This is a genomic window from Halarcobacter sp., from assembly GCF_963675975.1.
In the GTDB taxonomy this organism is placed as follows: domain Bacteria; phylum Campylobacterota; class Campylobacteria; order Campylobacterales; family Arcobacteraceae; genus Halarcobacter.
In genome coordinates this window covers 2,994,189-3,013,546 of record NZ_OY780939.1, presented here as the reverse complement: position 1 = coordinate 3,013,546, position 19,358 = coordinate 2,994,189, and the positions used below count along the sequence as shown (strand labels likewise).

The following is a 19,358-nucleotide window of genomic DNA, read 5'->3' as shown; positions in this document are numbered from 1 at the left end:
TTTTTAATGACCAATGATGTAACTTTGGGTATTAAATATATGCTTTTTGCTTCTTTTTGCTTCGCTTGTATGGGAGCCTTTGCAAAACAACTTAGTGGTTCAATGAGTTCAATCGAAGTTGTTTTTTTTAGAAATGTTTTTGGCGTACTATTAATACTTATTTCAATTTATAAATCACCTTTAAACCAAAAAGGTGGAAAACCAATGCTACTTGTTTTTAGAGGTTTAGCAGGTTTTATAGCACTTTTATTCTTTTTTTATAATATTGCAAACATACCTTTAGGGGAAGCTATGACTTTCTCTAAAACTTCTACAATCTTTAGTGCAATATTTGCTTATTTTTTCGTAAAAGAAAAATTAGGATTAAAAGGTTGGCTAGGAGTTTTTATAGGCTTTATAGGGATTTTGTTTATTACAAAATTTGATGGAAGCTCTTTAGATAAAACTGATTGGCTAGGGATTTTATGTGGTGTCGGTGCTGGTTTAGCGTATACTTCTATTAGAGAACTTAGAAAATATTATGATGGAAGAACCATAGTTTTATCTTTTATGGGAATAGGTACAGTTGGACCTCTTCTTTTGATGTTGATATCTGAATTTTATATAAATGAACAATACGATTATATTTTTGCAAAATTTGTTATGCCTCAACCTGGTGATTGGATTAATATTATATGTTTAGGCGGTGTTGCAACTTTAGCCCAAGTTTATATGACTAAGGCTTATTCTGTTGCTAAAGCTGGAATTATAGGAACAATCTCTTATGCTAATATTGCTTTTTCAATTATGATTGGACTTATATTAGGTGATGCTTTTCCTGATATTTGGATTATTTTAGGTATCTCACTTATTGTTGTAAGTGGATTTTTTGTTTCTTCAAAAAAAGAGTAGATTTGAAAAATTTAGTTTCTTAGGATATAATTTTTAATATTACGCTTTGTAGTATAATATTAATAAGAAGGATTCATTTTGGAACTAAACAATCTACCTTTATATATTGAGATTGCCATTGCAGTATTTGTACTTATCATTATAGCATGGTATGTACATGATAAATATGTTCAAAGAGATCATCAGTTATTGGTAAACTATCCAATTATTGGTAGACTTAGGTTTGTTCTAGAAGAGTTAAGAGAGCCTTTTAGACAATATTTTGGTGATGAAAAATTTTATGAATCAAAAGATAAACTTGATTGGGTTGCAAAAGCTTCAAGAAACCTTCCAAACTATAGTTCTTTTTCACCTTCTCAACCTTTACCTGTACCAAAATTTATGATAAGACATGCAAATATTGTTTTAAATGAAGATGAGGTTGATACTGAGTTTAGTGTTACATTTGGTGAGAATAGAAAAAAACCTTATGTTTCAAAGTCTATTATTTCACGTTCTGCTATGAGTGATGGTTCTATCTCACCTGAAGGAACTAGAGCTTTTGTTATAGGTGCAAATGAAGGAAAATTCCCAATAAACTCAGGTGAGGGTGGATTAACTTCAAACTTTTTTATAACTCACCAAAATTATGATAAAAAATATATGAAAATGGTTGAAGGGACAAAGTTTCAAATAGTTGTAAGAGATATAGTTAAAAAACTATTTAATGGAGCCCTTGCAATTGATGCCTATAGAAAAATGATATTTAAAAAAGACCCTGAGGCTGAAACTTATATATTCGATTTAAAAACAAAAATTTTTCATAGACCAGATTGGGAAGCACCTTTAGAAAACTTTCCTAAAGATGTTCCTGAAGATATGCCAGATATTATTTTACAAGTTAGTTCAGGCTTATATTCAGTTCGTACAAAAGATGGAAAGTTTGATCCAGTAAGATACCAAAAAGTTATGAGATTCTGTAAAATGACAGAACTAAAAATAGCTCAAGGTGCAAAACAAACAGGTGGAAAATTAACAGCTGAAAAAGTAAGTCCGGCAATTGCTTATTATAGAAATGTTGAAGCCCACAAAGATTTATTTTCTCCAAATAGATTCCCTTTTGCAAACTCTGTTGAAGAGCTTTTTGATTTTGTTGGTCAAATGCAAAATCTATCAGAAAAGCCTGTTGGGATTAAAATAGTTATTTCAGATTATGAAAACATAATCCCTTTAGTTGAAGAGATTAAAAAAAGAATAGAAGCTGGAAATGATGCTTATCCTGATTTTATATCTATTGATAGTGGAAGTGGAGGAAGTGCTACAGCTCCTATTGAAATGATGGAAAGAATTGGTTTAGATATCAAAGACTCTGTTTATTTAGTGGATAAAGTTTTAAAAGATTATGGAATCAGAGATAAAATAAAAGTTGTTGCTAGTGGAAAGCTACTTACACCTGATGATATTGTTATTATTTTATCTTTGGGTGCTGATTTTGTACAAATAGCAAGAGGATTTATGATGAGTGCAGGCTGTATCCGTGCAAGATATTGCTCTGGAACAAATGGACACGATTGTCCAGTAGGTCTTGCAACTCAAAATAAAAATAAAAGAAAAAAATATTTTGTTCATAAACAAGCAAAAAAAGTTGAACATTATCATAACAACTTATTAAAAGGGATTAGAGGTTTATTAGCTGTAATGGGACTAAAAAATGTTAATCAATTAAATAAACATAGAATCATGTTTTTAGATAAAGATTCGAGAGTACATGATAATATTGATAAAGTATTTGGTAGAATACTAGATATAGGAAAAGATATGGAGGATGAATTTCATGAATCTAGATAAGGTAATTTCAGGATTTTTTATAATTTTAGCTATGACACTTAATTTTGGTTTTTTTTATGGAGATATGAGCTCTTTAGAGCATCATAGTAAATATGAGCTTTTAGCTGCAATTATTGTAAATATAATTGCTACAACACTAAAACTTGGTGATAAAACACAAATGGGTTCTGTTCTTTTAGCAACATCTTTGGTTGCTGATATTCAACTTATTGCTTCTGCAATCATTTGGGCAGTTGCATATTATGCTTATAGTATCAATCAAGAGGTTGTTGGATTGATTGTTTCTTTATCGGGTGGAGCATTATTAGCAAACATAGTTTCTGTTGCACTTTATGTTGGAGACACTTTAAAGTCAAGAAGGTAAGAAAATAGTGAAAAATAGTTCATTATTTATCATCCTTCAAAGGATGAGAAGACCATTTTTAGTTATTGTTATCTCTTACACAATAGCTATTGTTGGCTTACTTATTATAGATGGAGTAGATGATAAGGGGCAACCTTATCATATGAGTATTTTTGATGCTTTTTATTTTGTAACTTATACAGCTACAACTATTGGTTTTGGTGAAACACCTTATGCCTTTACTTATCCGCAAAAACTTTGGGTTACATTTTCTATTTATTTAACTGTCCTTGGGTGGTTTTATGGGATTGGTTCTTTAGTATCTCTTCTTCAAGATAAACTTTTTTTAAGAGAGATGGAAAAGTCTAGATTTAAAAGACAAGTAAAGGGTTTAAAACAAAAGTTTATTATAATCCTTGGCTACAATCAAATCACAAATGAGATAATAAACAGAGCAATACAACAAGAGATAAGAACAGTAGTAATTGAAAGAAGTGAAGCTAGAGCAAATGAGTTGATATTAGAAAATTTTACTCCAACTGTTCCAGTATTAGTTGCTGATGCATATACTCCAAATGCACTTATTGAAGCGGGAATAAAAAAGCATAACTGTAAAGGTTTAGTTTCAATATTTGATGATGATTCTTTAAACCTTAGAATTGCACTTACTTCAAAACTTTTAAACCCTTATGTACGACTTGCTGTAAAATCAACAACTATAAACCATACTGAAAATTTAAAAGATTTAGATGTAGAAATTATTGCTAATCCTTTTTCTATTATCTCAAATGAGATAGCAATGGCCTTAAATGCTCCAAATATTTTGAAACTTGAAAAATGGGTATATCAAATAGACAATCTAAATGCAAGACTTCCATCTTTTCCAAAAGGTAAATATATAGTTTGTGGATATGGAAGAATGGGACAACACATATATGAAAATCTAAAACTTAGTAGTGTTGAAGCAGAATTTGTAGAGTTGGATAAATTAAAGGTTGATAAGTTTCATTCAAGTGATTCTCTAAAAATAACTTATGGAAATGCAGACGATAAAGATATGTTATTGAGTGTAGGTATTTTAGATTCTGTTGCAATAATCTCTGCAACAAATGATGATACAACAAATCTATCTATTTTGGCTACTGCAAAAAAACTTAATCCAAAAATTATGACAATAGCTAGAGAAAATGAGATGGATGATTTTTCAATATTTGAAAATGCAAAAGTTGACCATATTTTTATGCCTTCAAGAATACTTATAAATAAAACAACAAACGCTTTAATAAGTCCACTTTCTGATAAGTTTATTAGACTTTTACTTGGACAAGATGATACTTGGGGTTCTAAACTTGTAAAAAATTTACTTCAAGTAATAGATGAAAATCCTTTATTGTATGAATTAAAAATAGATAACAATCATGCGCCAATGATAACTGAGAGTTTAAAAGAGAATAAAGAGGTGTTTTTAGAGATTTTTAATCGCTCTTTATACAATAGAGAACAAAAAAACAATATAATACCACTTTTAATTCAAAGAGAAGAGGAAGCCATATTACTTCCTAGCTTAGAAGTATCCCTAAAAATGGGTGATGAAATACTTTTTGCTTGTGATGAAAGTGCAAGAGATGATATAGAATATATAGCACAGAACTTTTATGAGTTTTATTATGTATACACAGGTAAAGAGAGAAAAACAATTTTTTTAAGGAATAAACAATGATTATATTAACTGGACCATGTGTTTTAGAAGATAGAGACACAGTTATGAAAATTGCAGAGATGCTAAAACCTTTAAGTGAAGATAAAAGAGTAGATTTTTATTTTAAAGCATCTTTTGATAAAGCAAATAGAACAAGCCTAAGCTCTTTTAGAGGACCAGGACTTGATGAGGGACTAAAAATGTTCCAAGAGGTAAAAGAGCAATTTGGATATAGACTTATTACTGATATTCATGAATCATATCAAGCTGCTCCTGCTGCTGAGGTAGTTGATATTTTACAAATCCCAGCATTTCTTTGTAGACAAACTGACCTTTTAGTTGCAGCAGCCAAAACAGACTGTAAAGTTAATATCAAAAAAGGGCAATTTTTAGCGCCAAATAGTATGAAACATCCAGTTGAAAAGGTTTTAAAAACTAGAGGTGTAGATGAGGTGAGTTATGAGGCTTCAAAAGAAAAAGGTGTTTGGCTTTGTGAGAGGGGAAATACTTTTGGATATGGAGCATTAGTTGTTGATATGAAAAACCTAATAGCTATGAGAGAGTATGCACCAGTTATTTTTGATGCAACACACTCAGCACAAGTTCCAAGTACTGGTGAAACAACAGGTGGAAACAGTGCTATAGTTCCAAGCTTGGCTAAAGCAGCAGCTGCTGTTGGAGTTGATGGATTTTTCTTTGAAACACATTTTGATCCTTCAATTGCATTAAGCGATGGACCAAATATGCTTCAAATAGATAAGCTATATGAGACAGTAAATGACATTTTTGCTATTAAAGATGCATTAGGGTATAATTAATACCTTATAATAATTTTTTGGAGAAAATTAAATGAATATTTTAGAAGGTAAATTAAGATTAAAAGGTGATGAAAAAATCGCTGTTATCAATGGAAGATTTAATCATATTATTACAGATAGATTAGTAGAAGGTGCAAAAGATGCATTTATTAGACATGGGGGAAATGAAGAAAATTTAGACCTTATTTTAGTGCCTGGTGCATTTGAAATCCCTTTTGCTTTAGAAAAAGCACTTGCAACTGGAAAATACGACGCAGTATGTTGTGTTGGAGCAGTTATAAGAGGTGCAACACCTCACTTTGATTATATCTCAGCAGAAGCTACAAAAGGTATAGCAACAGTTACTCTTAAATATGGTAAACCAGTATCAAATGGTGTTTTAACAACAGATACTATCGAACAAGCAATTGAAAGAGCTGGAAGCAAAGTTGGAAACAAAGGTGCAGAAGCTATGGTTACTATTATTGAGATGTTAGATTTATATAGCGAAATGGAGAAATAAATTTGGCAACTAGAACACAAGCAAGAGAGTCTGTAATTGGATTACTTTATGCCTATGATTTAGGAAATGAAGGTATTGTAAAGTTTGTTGATGAGATTTTAGAAGATAAAAAGATTAGAAACAAACAAAAAGAGTTTGCTCTTGACCTTTTCAATGGAGTTATTGAAAATATTGAAGCTATTGATGAAGAGCTTGTAAGCCACTTAACACAAGGTGGAATAAAAGACATTGGAAGTGTTGAGAAATCAATTTTAAGACTTGCTATATTTGAGATTATGATAAAAGGTCTTGAAAAAGCAATCGTTATAAACGAAGCAATTGAATTATCAAAAAAACTAGCTTCTGATGGTGCTCCAAAATTTATCAACGGTCTTTTAGACAAAGTTAGCAAAAAGGCTTAATAGTGAAACTTTGTGTATCTTTAGATTTACCAAGTGCAAAAGAGAATCTTGCAATAGTTGAACAAATAAAAGACTACGATGTTTGGTTAAAAGTTGGACTTAGAAGTTATACTAGAGATGGTAAAAAGTTTTTAGAAGATTTAAAAGCTATTAATCCTAGTTTCAAAATATTTTTAGATTTAAAACTTTATGATATTCCAAACACTATGGCTGATGCTGCTGAAGAGATTTCAAGGTTTGGACTTGTAGATATGTTTAATGTACATGCAAGTGCAGGTAGTAGAGCCATGAAAACAGTTATGGATAGAATCAAAGATATTCCAAATAAACCTTTAGTTTTAGCTGTTACTGCTCTTACATCATTTGATAATGATGAGTTCAAAGCTGTATATAATGAAGATATAAAAACAAAAGCAACTAAGATGGCAGTTGATACTTTCCAATCAGGTATTGATGGTGTTGTTTGTTCTGCTTTTGAGAGTCTTGATATTAAAACAAATACTTCAGATGAATTTATAACTTTATGTCCAGGAATCAGACCTTTTGGTGAAGATTCAGGTGACCAAAAAAGAGTTGCAGATATACCATTTGCAAAAGAAAACAAAGTTGACTTTATAGTTGTAGGTAGACCTATCTATAAAGCTTCAAATCCAAAAGAAGTTGTAGAGAAGATATTAGATAACATCTAAATCTTCTTTCACCGTTTGATCTCTTCCTTCATTTTTAGCCTTATATAAAAGCTTATCAACATTTTTTAATATAGAATCATAATCATCTTCATCTTTTAAGAAATAGCAGCCAATACTAACAGTTAAATTGATATCTGTATTTTTTATTTTTATTTGATTAATTAATTTTCTCAATCTTTCAGCCATAATAAAAGCTTCATTTATATCTGTATTTGCTAAAGTAATCAAAAACTCTTCACCTCCATATCTTCCTGCAATATCACAAGCTCTAATGAGTTGCTTAAAAAGTTTTGAAATTTCAACTAATACTAAATCTCCTATTTGATGACCATAATTATCATTTACTTTTTTAAAGTAGTCTATATCAATTAGTAAAAAAGATAAAGGTTGATTATATCTTCTACTAATTTTTATTTGATTCTCAATAGCTTCTTTCATAGCCCTTCTATTAAGTATATTAGTCAAAGAGTCTGTATTAGCAAGGTTTTGAACTTTTATTAAAAGATTTTTTAAATACAGTAATATAATGCTAATAATAAAAATTAAAAATAAAATAAAAATCTTCCCTAAACTTTTATAAAATGCTTCTTCTCTTATTTTCTTTTCATTAAGTGGATAAGCAATATATAACTGATTTTCAACAATCTCTTTTTTTATTAAAAAGGATTTGTTAAACTGATTTTTTTTATTTAATTCTTCATTAAATTTTGATGCAACAGAATTGTTATTTTCATCGATAATATAAATATTTCCTTTTAAAGGGATTTTATTTATATAAGAGACTAAAGTGTCTAATTTTATGTCAATAGATACTATTCCTAAAAAATCTTTATTTTTATAAATAGGAAGAGAAAGTGTAATTAATTTTTCTTTTGAAACATTGTTAATATATGCTTTAGTAATTATAAACTGTTTATAGGAATCAATTTTATTTATAGAATCTATCCATGAAGGGCAAGTGTATCTAAAGGTTAATTCTTTATTGTTATTTATATTCATACCAGGTGATACAAAAATAAATTTATTTTTTGACTTGTAATAAATTTTTTTTAAATCTGGTAATACTTTTTTTGCTGCTAAAAAAATAGGTTTTAAATAAAGTGAGCTATTTATTTCATTTTTAAATAGTTCTGTTGAATCATAATTGTTAATTCCCACTAAAATTGAATCATTATCTTTCAAAGAAAAAATATCTGAATTTGTATCTATTTGTTTGTATTTTGGATGATTGCATGGACAGTGATTATTTAGTTTATCTTCTATGGTATATTTCATTGCAAATAAAAAAGATTCTGATATTGAAAAGTATTCTTTAAAATGATATAAACTATGATTTATGCGATTATATGAGTATTCTTTTATATTAACAATCTCATTTTTATATAAGATATATGAACCAAATATAAAAAATATTGTTAAAAGAATTATTAAAAATGGAACTATTTTTTTGAATTTATTGTCCATAATATTTCCCTCTTTAGAAAATTATACTACCCACAAACTTAAACTAAATAATGAAATTTCTATAATGAATATAATTATTCGCAAAAAAAACTATAAAATTAAGATGTATTTAAGTACAAAGGAAGTAAAATTACAACCCTAAAACGAGGACAAGTGGGTGAGTTGGCTGAAACCACATCCCTGCTAAGGATGCGTACTGGCAACGGTACCGAGGGTTCGAATCCCTCCTTGTCCGCCATTTTGAGTTTGTTTATACAGTTGGGTCATTAGCTCAGCTGGTTAGAGCACTCGGCTCATAACCGAGTGGTCGAAGGTTCGAGTCCTTCATGACCCACCACCTTATAAATAAGCTCTATTGCGGGAATAGCTCAGTTGGCTAGAGCCTCTGCCTTCCAAGCAGATTGTCGCGAGTTCGAGTCTCGTTTCCCGCTCCACTTAATTAAATAATCAAATTTTTAGCTAATTAATTCAAATATAAATCAACTATTTTATGGTATTCTATTATTATAAATTTACTTTATAAAAGATTTTAAAATGAATATTAAAAATATAAATAATTTTACTTATCTAGTCTTATCCTTACTTATTATAAATTATTCTTTTATATTTCCTTCTTTTGCAAAAGAGATTAAACCAATTATTATTGCACATGTTTCTCCTTCAACAGGGCGTTTTAGTATCCATTCTGAAGCAGATTGGCGTGGAGCACAAATGGCTGTAGATGAATTTAATAATTCAGGAGGAGTTTTAGGTAGGAGTATTATTCTTGTTCAACAAAATCCTACTTTAGATACAGAAAAAGCAGCAAAAGTTGCAGAAGACTTAATAACTATTAATAAAATTAGTTTTATGCTTGGTGCCGTGAATTCTGGAGTTGCTACAAGTATGTCAGATGTTTGCCAAAAATATGGAGTTATTTTTATAAATACTAACTCTTCTGCTCCTTCACAATCTGTAGAACATGCCCATAGAACAAAATTTGTATTTGATGCAAATGCAGCAAATTACAATAAAACACTACTTAAATTTGCATTAGAAAAATCAAAAAGAAAAAAAGTAATATTATTATCAGAAGACAATAATTGGGGGAAGAAGTAGTGCTAGTGCTTCTAAACCTTATATTTATGAATATGGAGGAAAAATAGTATCAGAGATATATGTAAATCCCTCTTTTAATGATCCACAAATCATAGTAAATGAGATTAAATCTATCGATGCAGATGTAGTTGCTGTTAATATTAGTGGCAATAATCAAGTGAAGTTATTTGCACAAATTGAACCAAAAACTTTTGAAGAACAATATTGGGTTGTTGGTGAAATAGATTGGGAAGATTTGTATTTAGCTCCTGGTAGTATTCGTCCTTTGTTTGGTGTTAATTGGTCTTGGAATCTAAATACAAAAGGAACAAAAGATTTTGTAGAAAAATATAGAAAAAGATATAAAAAAACAAAATTAGATTATCCAGGTCATGTTACTTATTCTTCATATCTTGCTACAAAAGCTTTATTAAATGCAATTAAAAAGGTTAATTCAACTAATAATCATTTGATTATAAAAGAGTTAGAAAACTATAAAGCTAGTGCAGATGAAAGGATGCAAGATTCTGCTGCTTTTATGGATCCTATTAGTCATCATTTACAACAAAGTACATATGCTGCAACTTGGAAACCAAATATAAAAAATCCTCAGGATAGTATAGAAATTTTAGGTCATATTGCACCTAAAAATTCTAGATATGAAAAAGAAGATTTTACAAAATTAGAATCTTTTGAAGATACACCGGTTTATGAACCATGAAAAAATTTAGTATAGGTTTTATCATAAAAATTGCCACAATAGTTGGTATTATAGAATTTATCTCTTTTAGTATTATGGGATATGTATATTCAGAAATATATACATCTACAATTAAAGCTAATATTAAAGATAGAATACACCTTATAAATAAAATGATTGCAGAAGAGGAGATACCTATTAGTTCAATCTCTAGAAAGGATTATATCTCTAGATTAATTGGACAAGAATATAAAAAAGGATTTATTGTTGGAAGTAATGAGCTAATAATAGTATCAAGTGACACAACTTATCTTGGTAGAAAAATTCAAGAAGTTCCAGATTTTGATAAAACTTGGTTATTTAAAAAAAATGAAGAAAAATTTATTTATAAAAAAGCTACATTAATCTCTATTGGTAATCTTAAAAATAGTACTTCAAATAATTCTCTTTACAGAATTGTATTATCAATAGATACAAAAAAACTAGATAGAATTGAACAAAAAATTATATCTTATAGTATTTTGGGATCACTTCTACTTGCTTTTTTAACTTCATTTTCAATTATATTGTTTACGCAAAAACTAGTTGCAAATAGAATCCAAAACTCTTTAAAAACATTGCAAGAGGCTGAAAAAGGTAATTTAGATACGCAAATAATCATTTCTGATAATGATGAAATAGGCCAAATGCAATCTGGAATTAATTCTATGATTAAAAAAGTTGGAAGTTTATTATTAGAATATAAAAATAGTATAAAAGAAGTTAAAAAAGCAAATATAAAATTTAGTTCTTTATATAACTATTCTCTTGATGCAATAATCTTAGTTGATAGGAAAAATAAAAAAATAGAAGATGTAAATCCTAAAGCTTGTAATCTATATGGCTATGAAAAAGAAAAGTTTTTAACTTTACATATAGATGATTTGGATTTTTTTTCTAATGAAAAATCATTTTTAGAAATTGAAAAACACATTTTAGAAAATGGATGGGATACTTTTGAAACAAGACATAAATTAAAAGATGGAACTATAATTGATGTAAAAGTAAATGCAACTGCTATAAACCTTTTTGAAAGGGATTATTTATATTTAACAATTAGAAATATTACTAATGAAAAAGAATTAGAAAATCAGATAATAAAACAAAGAGATTTCGTTTCTACAATTATAGATAATTCAAATGCTATTACTGCTGTTATAAACAAAGAAGGTGTAATGTTCAGGGTTAATAAATATACAGAAGAATTTACTAAGTATTCAAGTGATGAAATTGCCAGTGAACCTTATTTTTGGTCGAGGTTTTTACCTGAAGATAAAAGAGGAAAAGTTGTAGAGATTATAGAAAAAGCAAAAAAAGGTGAACTTATAAAATCTTTTAAAAATAGTTGGCTATCAAAAGATGGAGAAGAAAAAATTTTTCAATGGTCAAATATGCTTGTAAATAAGCCAGATGGTACAATGGACTATTTAGCAACTATAGGTGTAGATGTTACACAAAAAGAGCAAATACAAAAACAAATTATTATGCAAAAAATTGAGTTTGAAACAATATTTAATTATGCACAAGATGGAATAGCCATTGTTGATTTAGAGTCTAATTTTTTAAAGTTTAATAATGCTTTTATGAAGTTGACAGGCTACTCAAACAATGAATTAGAAAAAAAATCTTGTATTCAACTAGCTTCTTCTGAAGAAAAAGATAAAGTTAAAGAGATTTTTTTATCTTTGTATGAAAAAAAATATTTAGAAAACATAGAAATTACTTTTTTAATTAAAGATGATAAAAGAGTAGATATAAATATGAGTTTATCTGTTTTACCTGATAATAATAGAGTTTTAATATTAGCAAAAGATATTACTTCTTTAAAAATAATTGAAGAGCAATCAAAATTAGTTTCAATGGGTGAAATGATTGGAAATATTGCCCATCAATGGAGACAACCTTTATCTATAATAACAACTAGTGCTTCAGGAATGAAGCTTCAATCTATGCTAGATACTTTAGACAAAGAAGAGTTGGATCATGCTAATGATGTAATTATTAAGCAAGCTAAATATTTATCTGATACTATTGAAAATTTTAGAGATTTTATAAAAGGGGAATCTATCTTTAAAGAGATATTTATTAAAGATCTAATAGAGCAAACACTCTCTTTAGTAGAAGCATCTTTAAAAAACAATTATATTAAAACTGTTTTAGATATTGATGAGTCAATAAAAATTTATGGAAATATTAATGAGTTGTGTCAAGCTTTAATTAATATTATTAATAATTCAAAAGATGCAATTAAAGAAAAAATTCATACTGAAGAAAATAGATTTCTATTTATTTCTGTTAAAAAAATTGATGAAAAGTTTGCCAAATTAGAGATAAAAGATAATGCAGGGGGAATAGAAGATAATATAATAAATAGAATTTTTGAACCATATTTTACAACTAAGCACCAATCAATTGGTACAGGCTTAGGACTTTCTATGGCTGATAAAATAATTAGAAAAAGACATGGCTTTGATATTGATGTTTATAATAAAGAGTTTAAATATGAAAATCAAAAATTCAAAGGTGCATGTTTTTCTATTACTCTAAGTATTTGAAAAAGTCTATTTTTTGTACAGTAAAAGGTAGAAGAAAATTTAATTCTCAGCTATACTTACTTTAAGCATACATGTCAAAGTAAATTCTAAAAAGGAAGATTAACCGCTTTCTCTAATCTTCCTTTTTTTAGTGTGCACTACAAGGACTTAATCCCGTTTTTAAAAACATCGCAGTTACTGTATCCATAGTTTGAATATGATTTATTAACCATTTTGGTAATTCGCCTGTTAAATATTGTTTTAATATTTGAATATCTTTTGTTTCTTGCCATTGTTTAAAAACTTGATTCATAAGATTTAATGAGTTCTCATGTTCTGCTTTATGTATATGATAAGGTGGAAAACCTTTTTCAAGCATCTCTATCTCTTCCCCTTCAAAATGCTTTACTGTATGATTGTACCATTGCATATATTTTTTATTTATTTTGTTTTCATTATCTATATTTTTTTCATTTTCATATTTTATAACTAGTTCATACAGCTCATTTATAATAGCTAGGTCCTCAAAGTGTACTTCATTCATAAATTCCATTGATACTAAAGGTAGTTCATTTTTATCGAGCAACATTAGATTCCTTAAATTTTTCTTTTATTGTAACTAAAAATAAAATCATTATTATTGATTGTAATCAAGAAATAGCTACAATAAGAAAAATATAAAAGAGAGAATATGATAATAAAATCAAAATATAAAATTGTTTTTATAATTACTACTTTACTTATAGCTTTATCAGTATCAATTTCTGTAATAAATTATGTAGTGTCTTTAAATAATGCACAAAATCAGTTAAAAAATCAATCTTTACCTTTATCTTTAGATAACATATATACAGATATTCAAAAAAGTATTATTCAACCATATTTAGTATCTTCTTTAATGGCAAATGATACATTTGTACAAGATTGGTTAGTAAATGAAGAAAAGAACAGTGATAAAATCATAAGATATCTTGAAGCTATTAAAAATAAATATAATATGTTTAATGCATTTTTAGTATCAGACAAAACTAGAAATTACTATACACAAAATGGTTTTATTGAAACGATAGATGAAACAAATAAAAATAACCAGTGGTATTTTCAATTTAAAAATATTGAAGAGAAGCATGAAATAAATTTAGACTTTAACGAGCATCTATCAAACAATATGATTATGTTTATAAATTATAAAATATTTGACCACAACTATCACTTTTTAGGTGCAACGGGTGTGGCATTAAAGATTTCATATATAGATGATTTACTTAAATCTTTTAGGCTTAAACATAAATTTATTGTTACATTTTTTAATGAAGATGGAAAAATTGTTTTATCTGAAAGAAATATAAATAAACACAGAAATATTAATGATTATAAAGTATTAAAAAACTATAAAGAGTTTATTTTATCAAAAAAACCTAATACTATAGAGTATGAGAAAGAGGGGCATAAATATATTTTAAATACAAAATATATTTCTGAATTAAATCTATATTTAACTGTAGAAGCAAATTTGGATGATTTTACACAAGATGTACAAAAGGTATTTTATTTAAATCTTTTTGGTTCTATATCAGTTACTTTTATCATCTCTTTATTTATATTTTTTATTATAAAAAACTATAGTAAAAAACTTGAATATCTTTCAACTTATGATTCTTTAACAAAAATACCAAATAGACGTACATTTGAAGAAAAACTAACTGCACAAATATTACTTCAAAAAAGAAGGGACAATGATATAGGTTTGATATTTTTAGATATAGATAATTTTAAAAATATAAATGATAAATTAGGTCATCAAAAAGGTGATGAAGTTCTAAAACGTATTGCAACAGTTTTAAATGAAAATATTAGACAAACAGATTTAATAGCAAGATGGGGTGGAGAGGAGTTTATTATTGCCTTAATAGATTCATCTTTAGAAGATAGTAAATTAATATGTGAGAAACTTAGAAAAGCTATAGAGGATGATTTAGAATTAACAAATTTATGCTCTTACAATGTTACTGCAAGTTTTGGTTTAACTATGGTAAATAGTACAGATACAAAAGAGAACTTATTATTAAGAGTAGATAATGCAATGTATAAATCAAAAAATGAAGGTAAAAATAAAATTACAGTAGTAAGTTAAATTTTCTAATTTTTATATAATATATAATTAAATTAATTGTTTTTTTAGTATATAATTGTTTAAGGTATAACATGAAAACAATATTAAATATAAAAATCACTTATGCAATACTAATTGCTTCATTAATATTTTGGGCTTTTTTTGCTTTTTTTACAATGAATCAATTAATAAATACTCAAGAGATATATGCAAAACTAATAAATATTAGTGGGAAACAAAGAATGTTATCTCAAAAAACAACTCTTATGGTAAAAAGAGTTTATGAAACTGAAGACAAGGAATTAATAAATCATTTAGAAGAATTAATTTTGACAATGAAACATGATCATGAATTTCTTTTAAATAATACGGAAAGTAAAGATATAAAAGATATATATTTTGAAGAAAAATTTAATTTAGATGTTAGAGTAAGAAATTATATTTCACTTTTAGAAACTTTTCTTGAGAATTTAAATAATAAGTTTATTGTTGAATCTATACAAAATTACTCTTTTAAACTTTTACCAACTTTAGATTATGCTGTAAATAGATTTGAAAAAGAGAGTGAGAAGTATACAAATGAATTAAAAAACAGAGAGTTATTTATTTTATTTGGTACTTTATTAACAATATTTCTTGAAGTTATACTTATAGTAGTACCATCTTTAAATAGAATGATTAAGACAGAATCTGATTTGAAAGATTTAAATAATAATCTTGAAAAAAAGATTCAAGAACAAAAAGAGATGATTTTAGCAGAGCAAAAAGAGATAAAAAAAAGAGATAAACTATCTTATGAGCAGTCTAAACTTGTTTCAATGGGAGAAATGATTGGAAATATTGCACATCAATGGAGACAACCTCTAAGTATTATAACTACAATTGTAAGTGGACTGAGTTTAAAGATTGAATATGATGAAAAAATAGAGAAAAAAGAACTTAATACATCACTTGGGAAGGTTTTACTTCAAGCTAATTATTTATCAAAAACAATTGATGATTTTAGGAATTTTATAAAAGTAGATAAGAAACCCTCTAATATAAAAATATCTGACTCAATAAATGAATCTTTAGTTCTTTTGGAATCTTCATTAAAAGTAAATCAAATAAAAGTTGATGTTGATATAACTGAAGATTTAACAATGTTGGGTAATATAAATGAGTTATCACAAGTTTTAATTAATATATTGAAAAATGCAATTGATGCTCTTGAAAATCTAGATGAAAAAGAATCTAAAAGACTTATTTTTATAAAAACTAAAAAAACAGATAATGATGAGTTTATTATCTCTATTTTAGATAATGCAGGTGGAATTGAAGAAAATATATTAAATAGAGTTTTTGAACCATATTTTACTACCAAACATGCAACAATTGGTACAGGGATAGGATTATCAATGTGTGATAAAATTATAAGAGAGAGGTATCGTGGAACCATTACAGTTGAAAATAAAACATTCTCTTATAAAAAAGAAAAATATGTTGGAGCACACTTTCAAATTATATTTTATAGATGACAGATTAAATCTTTTGAGGGTTTTCCATAATAAAAACCTTGAGCATAGTCCACATTTAACTCTTTTAACAAACTGTCAATCTCTTTAGAACTAACAAATTCTGCAATAACCTTTATATCTGATTTTTTTGCAAAACTTACTATTGATTTAACTAAATTTTGTGTTTTTGTATCATCTAAAATATGTTTAATAATTGAACCATCAATTTTTATATAGTCAACTTGAAGTTTAATCAAATAATCATAATTTGAATATCCACTTCCAAAGTCATCGATTGCTATTTTACACCCTTTATCTTTGAATCTTTTTAGAAGTTTAGTAATATGTTCACTATCTTCAATCTCTTCTGATTCAACTATTTCTAAAACCATTTTATTAAACACTTTTTTCTGTTGGGCAAAATCAAAGATAAAAGACATCAATTCATCATTCATTAAATCTTCAACACATAAGTTTAAAGAGAACTCTTTTTCTATAGTTGAGAATTTACTTATAACTTTTTCAACCATTTTATATGTTAACTCAGGATATAGTCTTGTCTTTTTTGCAATACTTAGATATTCATTTGGATATATTATCTTATCATCTTCAATTAATCTCATTAAGGCTTCATATTTTTCAATTTTTTTAGTTTGATAATTGTAAATTGGTTGATAGTGGGCAATTATTCTATCTTCACTTAAAGCTTTATATAGTTTATCTACCCATAAAATATTGTTTTTAAATTGCTCCACACTTTTCATTGAACTATTATATACAGCAATTCTTATTTTCTTATTTTTTGCTTCACTTAAAGCTATGTCTGCAAAGGTTAAAAGATTTTCTTTATTGGTTGCTAAACCACAAGTATATGTAACAATAAATTTATTTTTTTCTACATAATAAGCTTCTTTACCTTTTTCTTTCATAAATTTTTCTACAAGTTCTTTTAATACTTCAATATCTTGATAAGGGTAATATATAGCAAAAATATCAGCTTGTACTCTATATAAAATGCAATTTTTGTCACTAAAGAAATCAAATAATCTATTTGCAAAAGTTTTGATTACTTCATCACCTATTTCATGACTATAACTATCATTTATCTCTTTAAATCTATCTATATTGATTAAAGCTAGTACTCCTTCATCAACTGTTGCAAGTTTATTTATAAGACTTACTCTATTTCCTAAACCTGTTAAAGGGTCATTTTTAAATAGATCATTTAGTTTGGTTCTATTTTCTAATAGTTCTGTCACATCTGTAGAAGAGGATATGAATTCTACTATCTTTCCATTTGAATCTCTTATTGGAAATATAGTTGTTTTATTATAATAGCTTTCCCCATTTTTACGTCTATTTTTAATTAAACCTTTCCAAATATTACCTGCTTTTATTGTTTGCCATAACTCTTTATACTGTTTTTTATTGTTATCTGGATGTTTTAATATGCTATAACTATTGTTTATTAGAACCTCTTTTTTAAAACCACTTATCTTTTCAAAGTTATCATTTACATAATGGATCTTTCCATTGATATCAGCTCTTGAAACAACTGAGGTATGGTCTAAAATCATTTTATATTGTTCTAACAGATTATAGTTTTCATTTTTTTCATCTTCTATTTTTTCAATTCTTGAGGATATAAATTTAGCAATTAGTATAGAGAAAATTGTTAGAATAATAAGTATTGATAAAACTTTTTCAGAATACTCAATTAATGAATCTTTTAATTTCATTTTTTCATCAGATAAGAACTTTTTTAATTCTGCAAGATAAAATCCTGAATTTATGATAATATTCCAATCTTTAATATAATAAAAATAACTGGTTTTTTCATCTACTTGTAAGGTATCAGGTCTATTCCAATGATAAGTTATATATCCTGTTACATCTTTTTTTGCTCTTTTTATTATCTCTTGAATAAACATCTTATTATCGAAACTTTTTAGATTTGTTAAGTCTCTTTTCTCTAATTCAGTATCAATTGGATGCATAAGAATTGTAGCTTTTGTATTAAGTACCCAAAAATAGCCATAATCATTTTCTCCAAATCTATTCACTTCTAATTCATTTAAAAAAGTATTTATGGTTTTTTTGTCCATTTCATCTTTATATACACCAGCAGCTATATATATCTTAAGCTCTTCATTATATTTTATATAAACATATTTTTCAAAGAGTTCATTTTTATTTGTTAGGGGTTTATTCCAAAAATAACTACCATAATTTTCATCTTTAGAGAGTGTTTGTTGTAGGAAAGATACAAATTCACTATTATCTTTTGCAATATCTAAAACATTTTTTGAAATTAGGTTTTTGTTGGTTCCATGATAAAGAATTTTACCTTTTTTATCAAAAATATAAATATATCCAGTATTGTTATCCCACTTATAATAATCAAGTGTAGGTTTTGTTTCATTTATTATTTTTTCAATGTTTTGTTTTGAAGAATATTTTTTGCTAAGTACCCTTTGTATATAATCAATCTTCTCTTTTAATACTAATTTATTATTTGCATATTGTAATTCTTTTAAAGCTTCAGCTCTTTTAATAACTTTTTCAATTTCATTTTTTATTAAATCTTTATTTGAGTTTATATAGTTATTTTCGTATGTCTCTACTCTATCATCATAAAAATCATCGGCAAATTTATATACAAAAATACCTGTTATAATAGAAAATAATAAAGTACTAATAACTAAATTTAAAAAATTAAACTTTGAGAGGGAAAAACGCATTTTTAACCTTGATTTTTATAATAA

General features: G+C 26.8%; 16 protein-coding genes and 3 tRNA genes. 16 read left to right on the top strand and 3 right to left on the bottom strand.

The features are described 5' to 3' along the window. Positions 1–6: 6 nt before the first annotated feature. The 8 genes from ACKU3H_RS14880 (at position 7) to pyrF (ending at position 7,170) form a co-directional block, all read left to right on the top strand. The gene (locus tag ACKU3H_RS14880) at positions 7–891 is read left to right on the top strand and encodes a DMT family transporter (protein WP_320034656.1); all 885 of its coding nucleotides are present in this window, start codon (positions 7–9) and stop codon (positions 889–891) included. Positions 892–969: 78 nt separating this feature from the next. Continuing rightward, positions 970–2,718 (top strand): FMN-binding glutamate synthase family protein, encoded by a 1,749-nt coding sequence (locus ACKU3H_RS14875; protein WP_320034655.1) that lies wholly within the window; start codon positions 970–972, stop codon positions 2,716–2,718. Further along, a complete protein-coding gene (locus ACKU3H_RS14870; RefSeq protein ID WP_320034654.1) occupies positions 2,705–3,082 on the top strand; it encodes a DUF6394 family protein in 378 nt (125 codons plus the stop codon). The genes ACKU3H_RS14875 and ACKU3H_RS14870 overlap by 14 nt, the downstream gene beginning before the upstream one ends. Positions 3,083–3,089: 7 nt before the next feature. Further along, on the top strand, positions 3,090–4,781 hold the full coding sequence (locus ACKU3H_RS14865; RefSeq protein WP_320034653.1) for an NAD-binding protein: 1,692 nt from the start codon (positions 3,090–3,092) through the stop codon (positions 4,779–4,781). Next, on the top strand, positions 4,778–5,578 hold the full coding sequence (gene kdsA / locus ACKU3H_RS14860; RefSeq protein ID WP_320034652.1) for a 3-deoxy-8-phosphooctulonate synthase: 801 nt from the start codon (positions 4,778–4,780) through the stop codon (positions 5,576–5,578). Before ACKU3H_RS14865 ends, kdsA begins: the two co-directional genes overlap by 4 nt. Positions 5,579–5,609: 31 nt before the next feature. Continuing rightward, a complete protein-coding gene (gene ribH, locus ACKU3H_RS14855) occupies positions 5,610–6,080 on the top strand; it encodes a 6,7-dimethyl-8-ribityllumazine synthase (protein WP_320034651.1) in 471 nt (156 codons plus the stop codon). Positions 6,081–6,082: 2 nt separating this feature from the next. Further along, the gene (gene nusB, locus ACKU3H_RS14850) at positions 6,083–6,481 is read left to right on the top strand and encodes a transcription antitermination factor NusB (protein WP_320034650.1); all 399 of its coding nucleotides are present in this window, start codon (positions 6,083–6,085) and stop codon (positions 6,479–6,481) included. Between the two features lie 2 nt (positions 6,482–6,483). Continuing rightward, positions 6,484–7,170 carry an orotidine-5'-phosphate decarboxylase gene (gene pyrF / locus ACKU3H_RS14845; RefSeq protein ID WP_320034649.1) on the top strand — a complete coding sequence of 229 codons (687 nt, stop codon included), beginning with the start codon at positions 6,484–6,486 and terminating at the stop codon, positions 7,168–7,170. Here the strand turns inward: pyrF and ACKU3H_RS14840 are convergent. Further along, positions 7,156–8,634 (bottom strand): diguanylate cyclase, encoded by a 1,479-nt coding sequence (locus ACKU3H_RS14840; RefSeq protein ID WP_320034648.1) that lies wholly within the window; start codon positions 8,632–8,634, stop codon positions 7,156–7,158. The two genes, pyrF and ACKU3H_RS14840, sit on opposite strands and share 15 nt — an antisense overlap. Before the next feature lie 147 nt (positions 8,635–8,781). On the opposite strand from ACKU3H_RS14840, the gene ACKU3H_RS14835 reads away from it, so the two are divergent. The 6 genes from ACKU3H_RS14835 (at position 8,782) to ACKU3H_RS14810 (ending at position 13,005) form a co-directional block, all read left to right on the top strand. Further along, positions 8,782–8,872: transfer RNA gene (locus ACKU3H_RS14835), tRNA-Ser, on the top strand. Between the two features lie 22 nt (positions 8,873–8,894). Next, positions 8,895–8,971, top strand: a tRNA-Ile gene (locus ACKU3H_RS14830). Between the two features lie 20 nt (positions 8,972–8,991). Next, positions 8,992–9,068 (top strand) — tRNA-Gly (locus ACKU3H_RS14825). 100 nt (positions 9,069–9,168) lie between these two features. After that, positions 9,169–9,732: an ABC transporter substrate-binding protein gene (locus ACKU3H_RS14820; protein ID WP_320034647.1), complete on the top strand. Its 564-nt coding sequence runs from the start codon at positions 9,169–9,171 to the stop codon at positions 9,730–9,732. Further along, complete coding sequence (locus ACKU3H_RS14815) at positions 9,713–10,432, top strand: ABC transporter substrate-binding protein (RefSeq protein WP_320036487.1); 720 nt, start codon at positions 9,713–9,715, stop codon at positions 10,430–10,432. Before ACKU3H_RS14820 ends, ACKU3H_RS14815 begins: the two co-directional genes overlap by 20 nt. Continuing rightward, positions 10,429–13,005 carry a PAS domain S-box protein gene (locus tag ACKU3H_RS14810; RefSeq protein ID WP_320034646.1) on the top strand — a complete coding sequence of 859 codons (2,577 nt, stop codon included), beginning with the start codon at positions 10,429–10,431 and terminating at the stop codon, positions 13,003–13,005. The genes ACKU3H_RS14815 and ACKU3H_RS14810 overlap by 4 nt, the downstream gene beginning before the upstream one ends. A gap of 127 nt (positions 13,006–13,132) precedes the next feature. Here the strand turns inward: ACKU3H_RS14810 and ACKU3H_RS14805 are convergent, their stop codons facing one another. After that, positions 13,133–13,573 (bottom strand): hemerythrin family protein, encoded by a 441-nt coding sequence (locus tag ACKU3H_RS14805; protein WP_320034645.1) that lies wholly within the window; start codon positions 13,571–13,573, stop codon positions 13,133–13,135. A gap of 102 nt (positions 13,574–13,675) precedes the next feature. Between ACKU3H_RS14805 and ACKU3H_RS14800 the strand changes: the two genes are divergently transcribed. Together ACKU3H_RS14800 and ACKU3H_RS14795 are read left to right on the top strand one after the other, a co-directional pair. Beyond that, positions 13,676–15,118, top strand: a complete 1,443-nt coding sequence (locus tag ACKU3H_RS14800) for a sensor domain-containing diguanylate cyclase (protein ID WP_320034644.1) — start codon at positions 13,676–13,678, stop codon at positions 15,116–15,118. 71 nt (positions 15,119–15,189) lie between these two features. Beyond that, a complete protein-coding gene (locus ACKU3H_RS14795; RefSeq protein ID WP_320034643.1) occupies positions 15,190–16,614 on the top strand; it encodes a HAMP domain-containing sensor histidine kinase in 1,425 nt (474 codons plus the stop codon). Here ACKU3H_RS14795 and ACKU3H_RS14790 read toward each other — a convergent pair. Next, positions 16,605–19,334 (bottom strand): EAL domain-containing protein, encoded by a 2,730-nt coding sequence (locus ACKU3H_RS14790; RefSeq protein WP_320034642.1) that lies wholly within the window; start codon positions 19,332–19,334, stop codon positions 16,605–16,607. The two genes, ACKU3H_RS14795 and ACKU3H_RS14790, sit on opposite strands and share 10 nt — an antisense overlap. Between the last annotated feature and the right edge of the window lie 24 nt (positions 19,335–19,358).

What these genes read in the sequence shown, in the direction of transcription:
- ACKU3H_RS14880 (WP_320034656.1), top strand. Translation starts at nt 7, where the DNA reads ATGACCAATGATGTAACTTTGGGTATTAAATATATGCTTTTTGCTTCT.
- ACKU3H_RS14870 (WP_320034654.1), top strand. Translation starts at nt 2,705, where the DNA reads ATGAATCTAGATAAGGTAATTTCAGGATTTTTTATAATTTTAGCTATG.
- kdsA (WP_320034652.1), top strand. Translation starts at nt 4,778, where the DNA reads ATGATTATATTAACTGGACCATGTGTTTTAGAAGATAGAGACACAGTT.
- ribH (WP_320034651.1), top strand. Translation starts at nt 5,610, where the DNA reads ATGAATATTTTAGAAGGTAAATTAAGATTAAAAGGTGATGAAAAAATC.
- ACKU3H_RS14840 (WP_320034648.1), bottom strand. Translation starts at nt 8,634, where the DNA reads ATGGACAATAAATTCAAAAAAATAGTTCCATTTTTAATAATTCTTTTA.
- ACKU3H_RS14820 (WP_320034647.1), top strand. Translation starts at nt 9,169, where the DNA reads ATGAATATTAAAAATATAAATAATTTTACTTATCTAGTCTTATCCTTA.
- ACKU3H_RS14810 (WP_320034646.1), top strand. Translation starts at nt 10,429, where the DNA reads ATGAAAAAATTTAGTATAGGTTTTATCATAAAAATTGCCACAATAGTT.
- ACKU3H_RS14805 (WP_320034645.1), bottom strand. Translation starts at nt 13,573, where the DNA reads ATGTTGCTCGATAAAAATGAACTACCTTTAGTATCAATGGAATTTATG.
- ACKU3H_RS14800 (WP_320034644.1), top strand. Translation starts at nt 13,676, where the DNA reads ATGATAATAAAATCAAAATATAAAATTGTTTTTATAATTACTACTTTA.
- ACKU3H_RS14795 (WP_320034643.1), top strand. Translation starts at nt 15,190, where the DNA reads ATGAAAACAATATTAAATATAAAAATCACTTATGCAATACTAATTGCT.
- ACKU3H_RS14790 (WP_320034642.1), bottom strand. Translation starts at nt 19,334, where the DNA reads ATGCGTTTTTCCCTCTCAAAGTTTAATTTTTTAAATTTAGTTATTAGT.